Source organism: Chryseobacterium sp. ZHDP1 (assembly GCF_018603435.1).
GTDB classification, from domain to species: Bacteria; Bacteroidota; Bacteroidia; order Flavobacteriales; family Weeksellaceae; genus Chryseobacterium; species Chryseobacterium indicum.
Map to the genome: position 1 here is coordinate 718,977 of NZ_CP075682.1, position 14,489 is coordinate 733,465.

Annotated in this window: 9 protein-coding genes and 1 pseudogene; 4 read left to right on the top strand and 6 right to left on the bottom strand. The window is 35.7% G+C overall.

Going from position 1 to position 14,489, the window contains the following annotated elements:
* Positions 1-35: 35 nt before the first annotated feature.
* Both KKI44_RS03265 and KKI44_RS03270 read right to left on the bottom strand, forming a co-directional pair.
* Positions 36-1,523 carry a hypothetical protein gene (locus KKI44_RS03265; RefSeq protein WP_214589822.1) on the bottom strand — a complete coding sequence of 496 codons (1,488 nt, stop codon included), beginning with the start codon at positions 1,521-1,523 and terminating at the stop codon, positions 36-38.
* Positions 1,524-1,616: 93 nt separating this feature from the next.
* Positions 1,617-5,102, bottom strand: a complete 3,486-nt coding sequence (locus KKI44_RS03270) for a protein O-mannosyl-transferase family (protein ID WP_214589823.1) — start codon at positions 5,100-5,102, stop codon at positions 1,617-1,619.
* 222 nt (positions 5,103-5,324) lie between these two features.
* Here KKI44_RS03270 and KKI44_RS03275 point away from each other — a divergent pair, with 222 nt between their 5' ends.
* The 3 genes from KKI44_RS03275 to KKI44_RS03285 all read left to right on the top strand — a co-directional run bounded on the left by KKI44_RS03275 (position 5,325) and on the right by KKI44_RS03285 (position 10,015).
* Positions 5,325-6,362: a PLP-dependent cysteine synthase family protein gene (locus KKI44_RS03275; RefSeq protein WP_214589824.1), complete on the top strand. Its 1,038-nt coding sequence runs from the start codon at positions 5,325-5,327 to the stop codon at positions 6,360-6,362.
* Positions 6,363-6,437: 75 nt separating this feature from the next.
* Positions 6,438-7,709, top strand: coding sequence for an aminotransferase class I/II-fold pyridoxal phosphate-dependent enzyme (locus KKI44_RS03280; protein WP_214591091.1), 1,272 nt, complete (start codon positions 6,438-6,440; stop codon positions 7,707-7,709).
* A gap of 113 nt (positions 7,710-7,822) precedes the next feature.
* Positions 7,823-10,015, top strand: coding sequence for a B12-binding domain-containing radical SAM protein (locus KKI44_RS03285; protein ID WP_214589825.1), 2,193 nt, complete (start codon positions 7,823-7,825; stop codon positions 10,013-10,015).
* A 155-nt stretch (positions 10,016-10,170) separates the two neighbouring features.
* Here the strand turns inward: KKI44_RS03285 and KKI44_RS03290 are convergent, their stop codons facing one another.
* The 3 genes from KKI44_RS03290 to atpD form a co-directional block, all read right to left on the bottom strand.
* Positions 10,171-10,992, bottom strand: coding sequence for a hypothetical protein (locus tag KKI44_RS03290; protein ID WP_214589826.1), 822 nt, complete (start codon positions 10,990-10,992; stop codon positions 10,171-10,173).
* An 80-nt stretch (positions 10,993-11,072) separates the two neighbouring features.
* Positions 11,073-11,354, bottom strand: coding sequence for a FoF1 ATP synthase subunit delta/epsilon (locus KKI44_RS03295; RefSeq protein WP_214589827.1), 282 nt, complete (start codon positions 11,352-11,354; stop codon positions 11,073-11,075).
* 84 nt (positions 11,355-11,438) lie between these two features.
* On the bottom strand, positions 11,439-12,947 hold the full coding sequence (gene atpD, locus KKI44_RS03300; RefSeq protein WP_116099167.1) for a F0F1 ATP synthase subunit beta: 1,509 nt from the start codon (positions 12,945-12,947) through the stop codon (positions 11,439-11,441).
* A 204-nt stretch (positions 12,948-13,151) separates the two neighbouring features.
* On the opposite strand from atpD, the gene KKI44_RS03305 reads away from it, so the two are divergent.
* A complete protein-coding gene (locus tag KKI44_RS03305) occupies positions 13,152-14,072 on the top strand; it encodes a bifunctional riboflavin kinase/FAD synthetase (protein ID WP_214589828.1) in 921 nt (306 codons plus the stop codon).
* Here the strand turns inward: KKI44_RS03305 and KKI44_RS03310 are convergent.
* Positions 14,069-14,415 (bottom strand): annotated as a pseudogene (locus KKI44_RS03310) (MmcQ/YjbR family DNA-binding protein). The gene KKI44_RS03305 and the pseudogene KKI44_RS03310 sit on opposite strands and share 4 nt — an antisense overlap.
* Positions 14,416-14,489: the final 74 nt, after the last annotated feature.

Below are 14,489 nucleotides of genomic sequence, written 5' to 3' on the forward strand. Positions count from 1 at the left end.
CTGATAACTTTCAGCTTCCAGCATTTCCAGCCAAATTAATCAATTCTTTCGTATAAATTATAATCCGTTCCGGAAGGTTTTAAAATATAAATCTTTTCTAAAATCTTATTATCACTTTTCAGATGGTCCTTTACACGGAATTCTTTAATCAGTTTATAATGAAGTTTTAAATATTCTGCATTTTTAGATGTAAACAGGTCGTCGTAAGAAAGAAGATATTTAGGTTTTCTGTTTTTTACGGTATTGATCCAGAAATTCGGCTTGTCTTTTCTGATTTCTTCCTGTACTTTTTTATCCACCAAACCTACTTCATCGATGGTTTTTAACCCTGAAAAATATGGAACATAACCTGCAGGTTCAAGGAAAATCCATTGGTTTTTGTCTTTCTCATATTGGTTTAAAAATGTTCCGATTGTTCTTCTGTAATTCCATTCCCCGTTTCCGGTAGCAATTGAATGTACCGTCTGAAAAGCTAACATCGGAATGATATAGACGATAACCAATAAAGATAACCAGAGATCTCTTTTTACTTTCTGCTCCAACACAAAAATCAGGACAGGCACGAAAAGTAAGATCTGCGGAACCCAATAATACCAGTCGAAAAGACTTTTCTGAGAAAGGAATATGAACTGTTTTACCCATCCGAAAATGAAGATCATCCATAAGAAAATGTTTCTTCTGTCTCTCTGTCTTACCAGATAAATAAAGCACAGCAATTCAAAGACGAGCAATAAAACAGTGAGCGGATTAAAATCTCCGGGAAGTTTCAGCATTCCCCAGAAGTTTCCGAAGTTCAGCCTGAAACATTCAAGATCCTGTTGCAGAGTAAAATGGTTGTCATACGCCAGTTTTTTGGCGACAATCGTATTGTTAACCCATTCACCAAAGTATAACCAGTTGAAAGCCAAAACAACTGAAATCCCTAAAATCCCTCCTAAAATATAAGTCCACCGAATCTTTTTATTCCACAAAAGATCGATTATAAACACAATTCCCAAAAAGATAACCGTATCAATTCTTGTAAACAAAATGAGGATTGGCAATACAATCAGAGCCCACTTTTTACCGTTATGAAAGCCATAATACAGCAGAGCCATTTCTAAAAAGAAAAGAATTCCGTACTCCATTCCGAGGATGGAAATTTTAATTGATGGCGGTAAGATTCCTATCAAAAAGATAAAAACAGCTTTGTGCCAGACATTTTTCAGAACCAGATTCGAAAGAAATAAAGTTCCTATCGTGAAAAGTATGGAATTAAATACAAGAAGTGGTTCTATGAAATTGTCTTTCCCTAAAATTAAATTGAAGAGATAAGATACAAAAACATAAAGATGCGTTGTAGATGCAGATATTTTCGTATCGCCGTTAAATCCGATTACTCCGTAATCCAGAAGATTTTGTGCGACTCTCCAGGTGATGAATGCATCTTCCTGAATGTAGCGGGTAAGTAAAAATAAAAGTTTAAAAACGACTGTAAAAATTACAGCATACACCGGGATTTTGTTATTTTTCGTCTCTACCATTGTGCTTCTTTGATCCCACAAATATAATCTTAAAATTTCTGAATCCCAATACATAAAAAAAACGGAACCGAAGTTCCGTTTTAAGTTTTGTTATTATTGCGTTGCTTTAATAATTGAATTGGTGATCTGCGCCTCTTTTTCTTTGGAGTAAGTAGAATCAAAAGGTTCCATTACATCGAAAAGATACTGGTAAAAAGGAGTGATTTTCTGTACCTGTTCAGATTCCTTCATCGCTTTCTCTTTGCCCATTTCTTTAAGGTTTTCTACAAAAGTGTTGAATTTCTTATCAATCGGCTCGATGGATTTTATCAGATAATCATATGCTTTATCTTTTCTTCCAATCTTCGAATAAGCATCCGTAACGGCAGAGATTACTAAAGAATATTCCATTGGTTTTGTTCTGATCTGTCTTTTCAGATAACTCTGGTCAGATTTGCTCAGGCTCATGTAATAATCGTATTCTTCAAAAATTCCTTTTTTCAGAACTTCAGCAAGCTGTAATCCTTTTTTCTCCTGTCCTGCAACAATATATCCGTAAACCATTGAGCTTAGAGAACGAGGATCGTTGTATTTTTCAGCAGGGATTTCTTTAGAAGCTAAATCCAATAATTCCAGTGCTTTTCCTTTTTCTCCCATCGTTGCTAAAGCTGCTGCTGCTCTGCTTGCAGAAGCTCTGTAGCTCATAATGTTAGACGTTGCAGTTTCGTCAAAGTGGGCATTTAAATTCTTAAAATTACCCCATCTGAAGTTTTTAACCACATTGTAAAGAGAATTGGCATCTACTCTTCCCATATCTCCGCCCTGCGATTGCGGAGTATGAATCGGAACTAATCTGTAGCTGAATCCGTCAAACTGAAGATATTCATCTAAGAAGAAAATATTTTCGCTGTCATAGATTCCTCCCGAAGAGAAGTTGATTGGTCTTTTCCAGTCGAAATTCGCTAAAACATCAAGTAAAATTAAATTGTTTTTATACAGCGTATTTCCTTTATAACTAATCATGATCTGATTGACTGTTTCCGGAAGATCTGCCGCTTTAATAATTCCTGATTTTACCGCATTTTCTTTATTGACAGGTAAAATAAATTTATTGACAGGTAAGATATTATATTTCTCGAATTTTTCTTCCCCGAAATACATTTTAAGAAGTTCATTTTTCGCCGGAGAAGTATATTTCAGGAAGCTGATCGCTTCTTTCATCGTCATAGAATCCTGAGTAAGATATTTTCTGAATTCCGCAAATTCTGTTGGCGGAGCTCCCTGTTCTTTTAACATTGAGAAAAGTCCCTGCCAGTCTTCCTTCTTCATCATATAGATCTGGTCGTTTACACCGTCTCTGTAATCGTCATGCGTTAAAACTCCCGGAACAGGAGCCGCATTGTACGTTCTTCTCTTAATCTGATCGATATTCCAAGGTGTGGAAGCTAAGGTAAAGTTAACTACTTTTACATCATCTCTGAAGTTTTCAGTCTCCTGAATTGCCCAAACCGGATACGTATCGTTATCTCCGTAAACGAAAACAATATCGTTTTTAGGCAGAGATTTCAATACAGAATATCCGTAATCGTAAGAAGTATATCTGTCGTGTCTGTTATGTACATTATAATTCTGGAAGCCCATCATGAAAGGAACTCCAAGAAGAACCACTCCTGCAACAATATTTGCTGCATTTGATTTGATTTTAGACTGCAAGAACCAAAGAATTGCTCCTGCTCCCAATCCGATCCAGATGGCAAAAACGTAGAATGAACCTACCATTGCATAATCTCTCTCTCTCGGTTCAAAAGGTTTTACTCCGGTATAGAAAACGATTCCTACACTCATCAATACAAAGATTGAAAGCATTGCATAAAATCTTCCGAAATCTCTGTTAAGCTGGAAAAAGAATCCGATTAATCCTAAAATTAAAGGTAAAAAGAAAAATTTTACGGTACTTTCATTTTTGAATTTTGCAGGCATCTTTTCCTGATTTCCCCATAAAGCATCATCAATAAAAGAAATTCCTGAGATCCAGTTTCCTCTTGTGCTTTCCATGTTACCTTCAAGATCATTCTGGCGACCTACGTAATTCCACATCAGATATCTTACAAAGTAATATCCGTTCTGGAACGTGATGAAATAATCCATATTCTGAGCCAGAGAAGGCTTCTGAACGTTGATTAAGTTGTATGGTTTTACTTTTAAATAATCTGCAGCGGTAATAGATCCGTCTTCATATTTCTTTCTTAATTCATCGAAAATCTGCTTCGCTTCAGGGCTGTCTGCAACATCTTCATTACTGTAATTAAAGGTGAAATCCGGCGCACCGTACATTGAAATGTAGTTTGCCATTACATCTTTGTCCTCATTGAACATTCTTGGCATAAAACCTACATGAGCCTTGTTGAAAACATAATTGAATCGGTCTCCCGTTTTTCTGTACGTTCCTGTTTTCTCGTCTTTTTCGTAAATTTCTCCGGTTTTCTGAGTTTTGAAGCTTCCGTCTTCATTTTTCTCAATTCCGTTTGCATCCAGAAAAGCCGTATAATTCTGACCGTAAATTGTCGGCCAGTCTCCGTATTGTTCTCTGTTATAATAGTCCAGCATTCCGATGGCGTTGTCCGGATCATTAAGGTTCATTGGCGGATTGGCATTTGCCCGGATAGGAATAACCATCCAGCATGAAAAACCGATCATCATGAAAACAATGGATAAGGCAACTGTCTGATAAAGATTTTTCTTCATCTTTCTTGCGTAAGAAATCAGGAAATAGCAGATCGCAACCATTAAAATAAAAGCAGCAATGGTTCCTGAATGGAAAGGAAGACCTAAACCGTTCACAAAGAAAATTTCAAGTTTCCCGAACATCGTCATGATTAATGGGAAAATCCCTTTGAAAACAATGGCTAAGATTACCAGTGTAATTACATTTGCCCAAATGAAATTCTTCCAGGTGAAAGTATAATTTCTCGCATAATAGATAAGACAAATTGCCGGAATCGCCAGCATACACATCATGTGAACCCCTACTGAAAGTCCGAGAATGAAGAAAATTAAAATAATCCATCTCTCGCTATCTTTCGCCTGATATTCATTCTCCCATTTGGTAATTAACCAGACCAAAAGTGCGATAAACATAGAAGCCATCGAGTAAACTTCCCCTTCTACCGCAGAGAACCAGAAGGTATCTGAAAAGGTGAAGCATAACGCTCCTACAACTCCTGCAAAAAGAATAGAAATCTCCTGATGTTTTGTAATGTCATCAAAATCCTTGTTTAAAAGCCTTCTTACAAGATGTGTAATAGTCCAGAACAAAAACAAAATCGTAAACGCACTAAACAATGCAGACATCGCGTTGATCACGATAGAATAATTTTCGCCCTTTCCTAAAGCAAAAATGGCTGCCACAGCACCCACAATCTGAAACAAAGCCGCTCCCGGAGCGTGCGTTACTTCAAGTTTTACCGCCGAGGAAATATACTCGCCACAATCCCAAAAACTGAAATTCGGTTCTATGGTGGACAAGTACGTGAAAAATGCAATGACGAAAACGACCCATCCGAGAATGGTGTTCCATTGCTTAAAAGTCCAATTTTTCATAGTAATAAATCAATTACGCGAAAATAAGGCTTTTATATGATTTTAGACGGTTTTTAACAAAATTTAAAGATTTTGGCTCGCTTTTTGAAAAGTTTCATCTTTAGATAGCAACAGAAAACAATTTTTTATCTATTTTAGAGGTTAGAAATCAAACAAAAGTTTAGAAATAAATTTATTTTTTTGTATTTTTGCCGACAGATTTTTATTGAAAAATAACAAATAATGAGTAATGTTTACGATAATATACTTGGCCTAATAGGAAATACTCCTATGGTGAAGCTTAACACTGTGACGAAAGATATTCCTGCAACCGTTTATGCCAAGTTAGAATCATATAATCCTGGACATTCCACAAAAGATCGAATCGCACTTCATATTATAGAAAACGCTGAGAAAAAAGGTTTATTAAAAGAAGATTCCGTAGTGGTGGAAACTACTTCAGGAAATACAGGATTCTCAATTGCAATGGTTTGTATCATCAAGGGATATAAATGTATTCTGGCGGTAAGTGATAAAACCAAGCCTGAAAAAATTGCCTATCTGAAAGCTTTAGGAGCTACCGTTTATATCTGCCCTGCCAATGTTCCCGCAGATGATCCGAGATCCTATTATGAAGTTGCCAAAAGAATCGCTTCAGAAACGCCTAATTCCGTTTATATCAACCAGTATTTCAATGAATTGAATATTGATGCGCATTACCAGACCACAGGTCCTGAAATCTGGGAACAGACTCAGGGAAAAGTAACTCACCTTTTTGCGTGTACAGGAACCGGAGGAACTCTGTCAGGTTCAGCAAAATTCTTAAAAGAGAAAAATCCGGATATTAAAATCATTGGAGTGGATGCAGACGGATCTATCCTGAAAAGCTACCACGAAACCGGAGAAATTCATAAAGAAGATGTTCATCCTTATCAGATTGAAGGTATGGGAAAAAATTTAATCCCTTCTGCCCTTCTTTTCGATAAAGTAGATGAATTTGTAAGAGTAAATGACGAAATGTCGGCTTACAGAACCCGTGAAATCGCTTTGAAAGAAGCAATTATGGGAGGTTATACAACAGGAGCCGTTACACAGGCTTTAATGCAATATGCCCAATCTCACGAATTTTCAGAAAATGATTTAGTTGTATTGATTTACCCGGATCACGGTTCAAGATATATCACTAAAGTATACAGTGATAAGTGGATGGCAGAACAAGGATTTATAAACAACTGCGTGCACAACTACGACGAAGTTTTTAAAACTGAATTCATTAAATAAGGACGAAAAATTTATACAAATCAAGCCTTTTTGTAATCGCAAAAGGCTTTTTTACTTAAAATATTAATAAAAATGTTGGATATTTTTGACAGAATAAAAGAAAATCCAGGACCTCTTGGACAATTTGCAGATTATGGTGAAGGCTATTTTATTTTCCCGAGATTAGAAGGACCAATCGGACCGAGAATGCAGTTTCAGGGAAGAGAAGTTATTTTCTGGAGCGCGAATGATTATTTGGGAATGTGTAATCATCCTGAAGTTCTGGAAGCTGATGCAAAAGCAGCGGCAGAATTCGGAATGTTTTATCCGATGGGCGCAAGAGCAATGTCGGGAGAAACTGAGCAGCATTTGCAATTGGAAAAAGAACTGGCTGATTTTGTTCAGAAAGAATCTGCATATTTATTAAATTTCGGTTATCAGGGAATGGTTTCTACCATTGATGCTTTGGTGGGAAGAAACGATGTAATCGTTTACGATGTTGATTCTCACGCTTGTATCGTAGACGGTGTAAGACTTCACGCAGGAAAAAGATTTACGTACAGACATAACGATATTGCCAGTCTTGAAAAAAACCTTGAAAGAGCAACCAAAGTAGCGGAAGAAACCGGAGGAGGAATTTTAGTGATTACCGAAGGGGTTTTCGGAATGAGAGGACAACAAGGTAAATTAAAAGAAATCTGTGAATTAAAATCAAAATATAAATTCAGACTTTTAGTTGATGACGCTCACGGATTCGGAACTCTTGGAAAAACAGGAGCCGGAGCCGGTGAAGAACAGGGTTGTCAGGATCAGATTGATGTGTACTTCTCTACTTTTGCCAAATCTATGGCGGGTTTTGGAGCATTCATCGCGGGTGATAAAGAAATTATCAGATACCTGAAATTCAATCTAAGATCTCAGATCTTTGCTAAATCTTTAACGATGCCAATGGTAATCGGAGGTTTAAAGAGACTGGAACTGCTGAGAACAAGACCGGAAATCAAAGCAAAACTTTGGGAAAATACTTACAAATTACAGAATGGTCTTAAAGAAAGAGGCTTTAACATTGGAGACACAAACACTTGTGTAACTCCGGTGATGATGCAGGGAACCCCGGTAGAAGCTACCCTTCTGGTAAAAGATTTAAGAGAAATCTACGGAATCTTTACTTCGGTAGTAGTATACCCTGTAATTCCGAAAGGAATGATTTTGTTAAGATTAATTCCTACAGCTTCTCACACCGATGTTGAAATCAATGAAACCCTTGCAGCGTTTGAAGCCATTCACGATAAATTAGTAAGTGGTTATTACAAAGATCAGGAACAAAAACTGTTGGCAGAACAAGGTTTAAGTTTCAAAGAAATTTAATCTGAATATAAAATAAATTAAAAAACCACTGACATCCGATCAGTGGTTTTGTTTTAAACGGTCATAAATTTTCAGAATCTGAATATTTAAAATAACTTTGCAAAAATTTTCTTTTGAAAGATCTACTTCTCATTACTCCGCCTTTCACTCAGCTTAACACGCCTTATCCGGCAACAGCTTATATTAAAGGTTTTCTGAATACCAAAAATATTTCCAGCTTTCAGACAGATTTGGGAATTGAGGTCATTTTGAAACTATTCTCGAAAGACGGACTTCAGAAAATTTTTGCCAAAGAAATTGATCTTCAAAATATTTCAGAAAACGCTCAGAGAATTTATGTTTTAAAAGAAGAGTATCTCAAAACGATCGATCAGGTTATTGCTTTTCTGCAGGGTAAAACCCCAACGTTGGCAAGACAAATCTGTTCGATGAACTTTCTTCCGGAAGCCTCCCGATTCAATCAGCTTGATGATATGGAATTTTCTTTCGGAAATATGGGGCTTCAGGATAAAGCCAAACATTTGGCAACTTTGTATTTAGAAGATCTTTCGGATTATATTGTTGAAAATATTGATCCCGATTTTGGATTTAGCCGTTATGCGGAAAGATTAGGAAAAAGTGCCAATTCTTTTGATGAACTCTATTCTAAAATTTGCGGTGAACCTACTTTTATAGATGATTTTACTTTAAAAATTCTTCAGGAAAAATTAGAGTTTGTTCAGCCAAAGCTGATTTGTTTTTCTATTCCTTTTCCGGGAAATTTATATTCTGCTTTTCGTTGTGCGAAATACATCAAAGAAAATTATCCGCACATTAAAACTGCAATGGGCGGCGGATTTCCGAATACAGAACTTAGAGAATTAAAAGATCAAAGAGTTTTTGAGTTTTTTGATTTTATTACTTTGGATGACGGAGAACTTCCGATTGAATTACTTTATCAAAATATAATTTCGAAGGTGACTGAGCCTGTCGAAGTCAAAAGAACTTTTTTAATTGAAAACGGAGAAGTTTCCTATAAAAATAATTCCACAAGACACGATTACAAACAAGCCGATATCGGAACTCCCGATTATTCTGATTTACAATTAGATAAATACATCTCTGTAATTGAAATTGCCAATCCTATGCACAGTTTGTGGAGTGACGGAAGATGGAATAAGCTCACAATGGCGCATGGCTGTTATTGGGGAAAATGTACTTTTTGCGATATTTCTTTAGATTATATTAAAATTTACGAACCGATTTCAGCTAAAATTCTGGTTGACAGAATGGAAGAATTGATTCGGACAACTGGAGAAACAGGATTTCATTTTGTGGATGAAGCGGCTCCTCCGGCATTGATGCGTGAAGTTGCATTGGAAATCTTAAGAAGGAATCTGGTCGTAACGTGGTGGACGAATATTCGTTTTGAGAAAAGTTTCACCAAAGATTTGTGTTTTCTTTTAAAACTTTCCGGTTGTGTTGCCGTTTCAGGTGGACTGGAAGTTGCGAGTGACCGACTTTTGAAATTGATCGATAAAGGAATTTCTGTAGAACAGGTTGCCAAAGTAACAAGAAATTTTACAGAAGCCGGAATCATGATTCATGCTTATCTAATGTATGGCTATCCTACTCAAACTATTCAGGAAACAGTGGATTCTCTGGAAATGGTTCGTCAGCTTTTTGAGATGGGAATTTTACAAAGTGGATTCTGGCATCAGTTTGCGATGACTGCTCATTCACCAGTGGGATTAAATCCCGAAGAATTTGGAGTAACTCCCATCAAACAGGAAATTCTGTTTGCGAACAACGACGTTGATTTTACAGACAAAACAGGAATCGATCATGGAAAATTCAGCTTTGGTTTAAAAAAATCTTTATTCAATTATATGCACGGAATTAATTTCGAACTTCCGCTTCAAGAATGGTTTGATTTTAAAATTCCGAGAACAACGATTCATCCGGATTATATTCATGACTGTCTTCTGGAAGAGGATGATTTTGTTTTTAAAGGAAATTCTAAAGTTCTATTTTTAGCTAAAAACGTAATCGCTGAGAATCGCGTAAAAAATAAAAAGAAATATATTTATGCGTACACAAAAATTACAGCGCACTTAAAAACCAATGTCGTAAGTGTAGATTTGGAGCAGGAACACGCAAAATGGCTTATGAAAATGTTTAGTGAATATCCAATAGAAAATTTAAAAAAGCCAACTTTGCAACAATTGAAAACTCAATTCGAAGAAAATTTTGAAGACTTTGAATTATTCTGGTTTTCTAAACCGATGCAGCAGTTGAAAGAAAATGGCGTTATTCTGAGTTTGTAGATTAAAAAATATCAGGCTTAAATTATTTAGAAATTCTAATCAGGAAAAATTAAATAAAAAAGCTTCAAAATATCTGAAGCTTTTTTATGTTTTGGCTGAAGCCAATCGAATTTTATTAAACTAAACGGGCTAAAGCCCGTTCCTATTGATGATTTTTACTTTTGAACACCGTCTTTTGTGACTTCACCCACAATTACTTTTTCCTGAATTTTAATAAAATTCGGATCCATAATTGCCATTCTTTCGGCAATAGCTTTGTAGGTTGGGAATTTTAAAATCGATGCCCTTCCCGACATTTCGCGGTACAGAGTAAAGATTTTCCCTCCGGCAGTTTTAATCTGCTTAGTTGTCGTAATATATTTTCCGATGTATTTGCTGTTCGCATCATAAACTTCAATATCAACAAAAGTTTTATCCGTAATGGTATCATCAGAACCAAAACTTGCCGGTAAATTAGTAAAATAACCCACTGGTTTTCCGTTACTTAAAATTTCACCTACATTATTTACCGTAATATTTAATTTATCAATTTTAGTTCGGATGGTATAAGCATCTTTCGTTTTCGTATCCAGTTTTCTTTTAGGGGAATTTTTAAAAAGCTCATCTAGGTTTTTAATATTGATTCCTCTTTCATCAATAATTTTCAGACTTTTAACACAGGTGTAAGCTGCTGATTTTTCTTCACCTGAAAATGCAGATGGCGAAATATAGTCCAAATCGAGCGTTTTATCCTGATTGTAAACTCTTTTAAGCTTAATATAACTGTCCCGTACAGAATCTACTACCGTTTTATCTACAAATTCTATCGTATAAATCGGGGTTTCTTTAAGATCCATAAAAGTATACACTCTTCCTTTGTTAGACAGTTTTGCGACATGAACTCCTTCAAGATCAACAATTCCTCTTTTAATTTTAACGGTTTGCGCATTAAAAAATGCTCCTAAAACAGACAGTAAAATAATTAAAAATCCCTTCATAAAACCAAATTCATACAAAAATAAAAAAAGTGTAACAATTCGTTACACTTTCTTGAAAATATATTTAGCTTTTCATTTAATTATTCACAAAGGATAATTCCTTTATTATGATTAAATTCTACAACACCGCTTTTGATAGGATAAGAGAAAAAAGAATCTTTGTCCGTTCCTTTTGTAAAGTATTTTGAATAGGCTTCATCTATCGACTTGGCATATAATTTTACTTTACCACCGATTAAAGAAGAAACAATTCCTGCGTGGTTATGCATGATGTGGAATTCACCATTTTTCCCAGGCAATAATACTGAGTCTACTTCTCCTTCAAAAACTACGTATTCTGGTGTTAAAATTTTTATATTCATTTTTATGAAATTATAGATTATAGATTTTAAATTATAAATTATTGAAATTCAATCTAAAATCTAAAATTTAACATTTAAAATTTCTTAAGCGTTATCAGCTAACATTTTTTGTCCTGCTTCGATCGCTTCTTCGATAGTTCCTTTCAGGTTGAAAGCAGCTTCCGGTAAGTGATCCAATTCACCATCGATGATCATGTTGAATCCTTTAATGGTATCTTTGATGTCTACCAAAGATCCTGGAATACCTGTAAACTGTTCTGCTACGTGGAAAGGCTGAGAAAGGAATCTCTGAACTTTTCTTGCACGGTAAACAACTGATTTATCTTCTTCTGAAAGTTCTTCCATACCAAGAATCGCGATGATATCCTGAAGTGCTTTATATCTCTGAAGAATTTCTTTTACTCTCTGTGCACAGTTATAATGTTCTTCACCGATAATTTCAGGAGCAAGGATTCTTGAAGTAGAAGCCAATGGATCTACCGCAGGATAAATACCCAATGAAGCAATTTTTCTATCTAGTACCGTTGTAGCATCCAAGTGAGCAAACGTAGTTGCAGGAGCCGGGTCAGTTAAGTCATCCGCAGGTACGTAAACCGCCTGTACTGAAGTAATTGAACCATTTTTAGTAGAAGTAATTCTTTCCTGCATCGCCCCCATTTCAGAAGCTAGTGTCGGTTGGTAACCTACTGCAGATGGCATACGACCTAAAAGTGCAGATACCTCAGAACCAGCCTGTGTAAAACGGAAGATATTGTCTACGAAGAAAAGTACGTCTCTACCCTGTCCGCTTTCTCCACCGTCTCTGTAGTACTCAGCTAATGTAAGACCGGAAAGTGCTACTCTCGCTCTTGCACCAGGTGGCTCGTTCATCTGTCCGAAAACGAATGCTGCTTTAGAATCTTTCATTGCTTCTAAATCTACTTTAGAAAGATCCCAACCTCCGTTTTCCATAGAGTGCATGAAATCGTCACCATACTTGATGATTCCGGATTCCAACATCTCTCTCAAAAGGTCATTTCCTTCTCTCGTTCTTTCACCTACTCCGGCAAAAACAGAAAGACCTCCGTGTCCTTTTGCAATATTGTTAATCAACTCCTGAATCAATACGGTTTTACCTACACCTGCACCACCGAACAAACCAATTTTACCTCCTTTTGCATAAGGCTCGATAAGGTCGATTACTTTAATACCTGTAAATAAAACTTCAGCAGAAGTTGAAAGCTGATCAAATTTCGGAGCTGGTCTGTGAATTGGCAGACCACCTTCGTTAGATATATTTTGAAGTCCGTCGATAGCATCACCAACAACGTTAAATAGTCTTCCGTTTACAGCCTCACCGATTGGCATCATAATAGGATTTCCGTATCCGATTACGTCCTGCCCTCTTTTAAGACCGTCAGTAGCATCCATTGCAATACATCTTACTGTATCTTCGCCAATATGCTGTTCTACCTCTAAAACTACTTTTTCACCGTTTTCTTTTGTAATTTCTAACGCATCATAGATCGCTGGAACTGCTTCCACATCACTGAAGACAACGTCGATTACCGGACCAATAATTTGAGAAATTTTACCTTTAATTTGGTTTGCCATTGCTAAATTTTTTCTTGGTGCAAATATAATGATTCTTCATAAACCTGCAATTGGTAAAAAACAGATTTTTATCATATCTTTTTATAAGTATAAGAATCTATCAGTTTAGCAATATAACAATAATCGGAGATTAAATATTGGTAAACTGTTATATTGATACATTGTTACATTATTTCCTATATTTGCAGTCAAAATTTTTCCGGTTTGAAAGTTTTCAAAAATTTTAAAGATTATACCTCTCAGAAGCCATTAGCGCTGTCTTTGGGAATGTTCGACGGGGTTCATCTTGGGCATAAAAGTATTATTGATGAATTAATTAAAGTGGGTTCACAGAACGATCTGGAAACCGCTGTCCTTACTTTCTGGCCGCATCCGAGATTTGTTTTTAACCCCAATGAGGATCTTAAGCTCTTAAACACTTTAGAAGAAAAAAAATTTCTGATGGAAAAATACAACATCGAGAATTTATTTCTAAAGGAATTTGATGAGGAATTCAGGAATTTAACCGGAGAAGAATTTGTACGACAGATTTTAATTGAAAAACTGAATGTAAAATACCTGATTATTGGTTACGACCATTCATTCGGGAAAAATAAAAGTGGCAATTTTGAACTGCTTCAGAAACTTTCAAAAGAGTTGGATTTTGAAGTTGAACAGATGGAAGCCATTAATATTCACGAGAATAACATCAGCTCTACGAAAATCCGCAATGCACTTTCGGCAGGAAATATTAAAGAAGCCAATGAAATGTTGGGATACTCCTACTCTGTTTCCGGTACTGTTGTTCACGGGAAGAAGATCGGAAGAACAATTGGCTATCCTACCGCCAATATCGAAACGGAATCCATTAAACTTTTGCCTAAAAAAGGAGCTTATATTGTTGAAGTTTTTGTAAAAAACCAACAGCATAAAGGAATGTTGAGCGTTGGAACCAACCCAACCGTAAATGGCGAAAAATTAACAGTTGAAGTTTATATTCTTGATTTTGATGGTGATATTTATGATGAAGAAATTACTGTAAAATTCAGAGATTTTCTTCACGACGAAATTAAATTTGAAGGTCTTGAAAAATTAATTGAAAGATTAGACGAAGATAAAAGATTAACGGAAGAGTTTAATTTTTAACTGTTTAAAATTTCTTCTTTTACTTTTTTCGTCAAAGATTTAAAGACCAATTCATACGACTGATCGATCATTTTCAGAATTAAATCTTTTCTTAAACCGTCTATAACCACAGAGTTCCAATGGGTTTTGTTCATATGATAAGCACCTGTAATTTGCGGATGCTGCTCACGAAGTTCTGCGCCGGATCTGTTTTTACATTGATTCCGAGAGGCTGTCTTTCAAGACCCATCAATAAAAATACTTTCGTTCCTACTTTTAGCACAAGGGTTTCGTTATCAAAAGGAAAACTTTCGGTTACTCCTTTTTTCGATAAACAATAGTCCAGAATTTCGTTAGCGTCCATTAAATTGGTTTAAAAATTGAGAGTTCAATATTATTAAAATTTTGTAAATTTAGTAGGTAAATTCTTTAATTATT

Coding starts and splice junctions, on each gene's coding strand:
- KKI44_RS03265 (WP_214589822.1), bottom strand. CDS start 1,523: ATGGTAGAGACGAAAAATAACAAAATCCCGGTGTATGCTGTAATTTTT.
- KKI44_RS03270 (WP_214589823.1), bottom strand. CDS start 5,102: ATGAAAAATTGGACTTTTAAGCAATGGAACACCATTCTCGGATGGGTC.
- KKI44_RS03275 (WP_214589824.1), top strand. CDS start 5,325: ATGAGTAATGTTTACGATAATATACTTGGCCTAATAGGAAATACTCCT.
- KKI44_RS03290 (WP_214589826.1), bottom strand. CDS start 10,992: ATGAAGGGATTTTTAATTATTTTACTGTCTGTTTTAGGAGCATTTTTT.
- KKI44_RS03295 (WP_214589827.1), bottom strand. CDS start 11,354: ATGAATATAAAAATTTTAACACCAGAATACGTAGTTTTTGAAGGAGAA.
- atpD (WP_116099167.1), bottom strand. CDS start 12,947: ATGGCAAACCAAATTAAAGGTAAAATTTCTCAAATTATTGGTCCGGTA.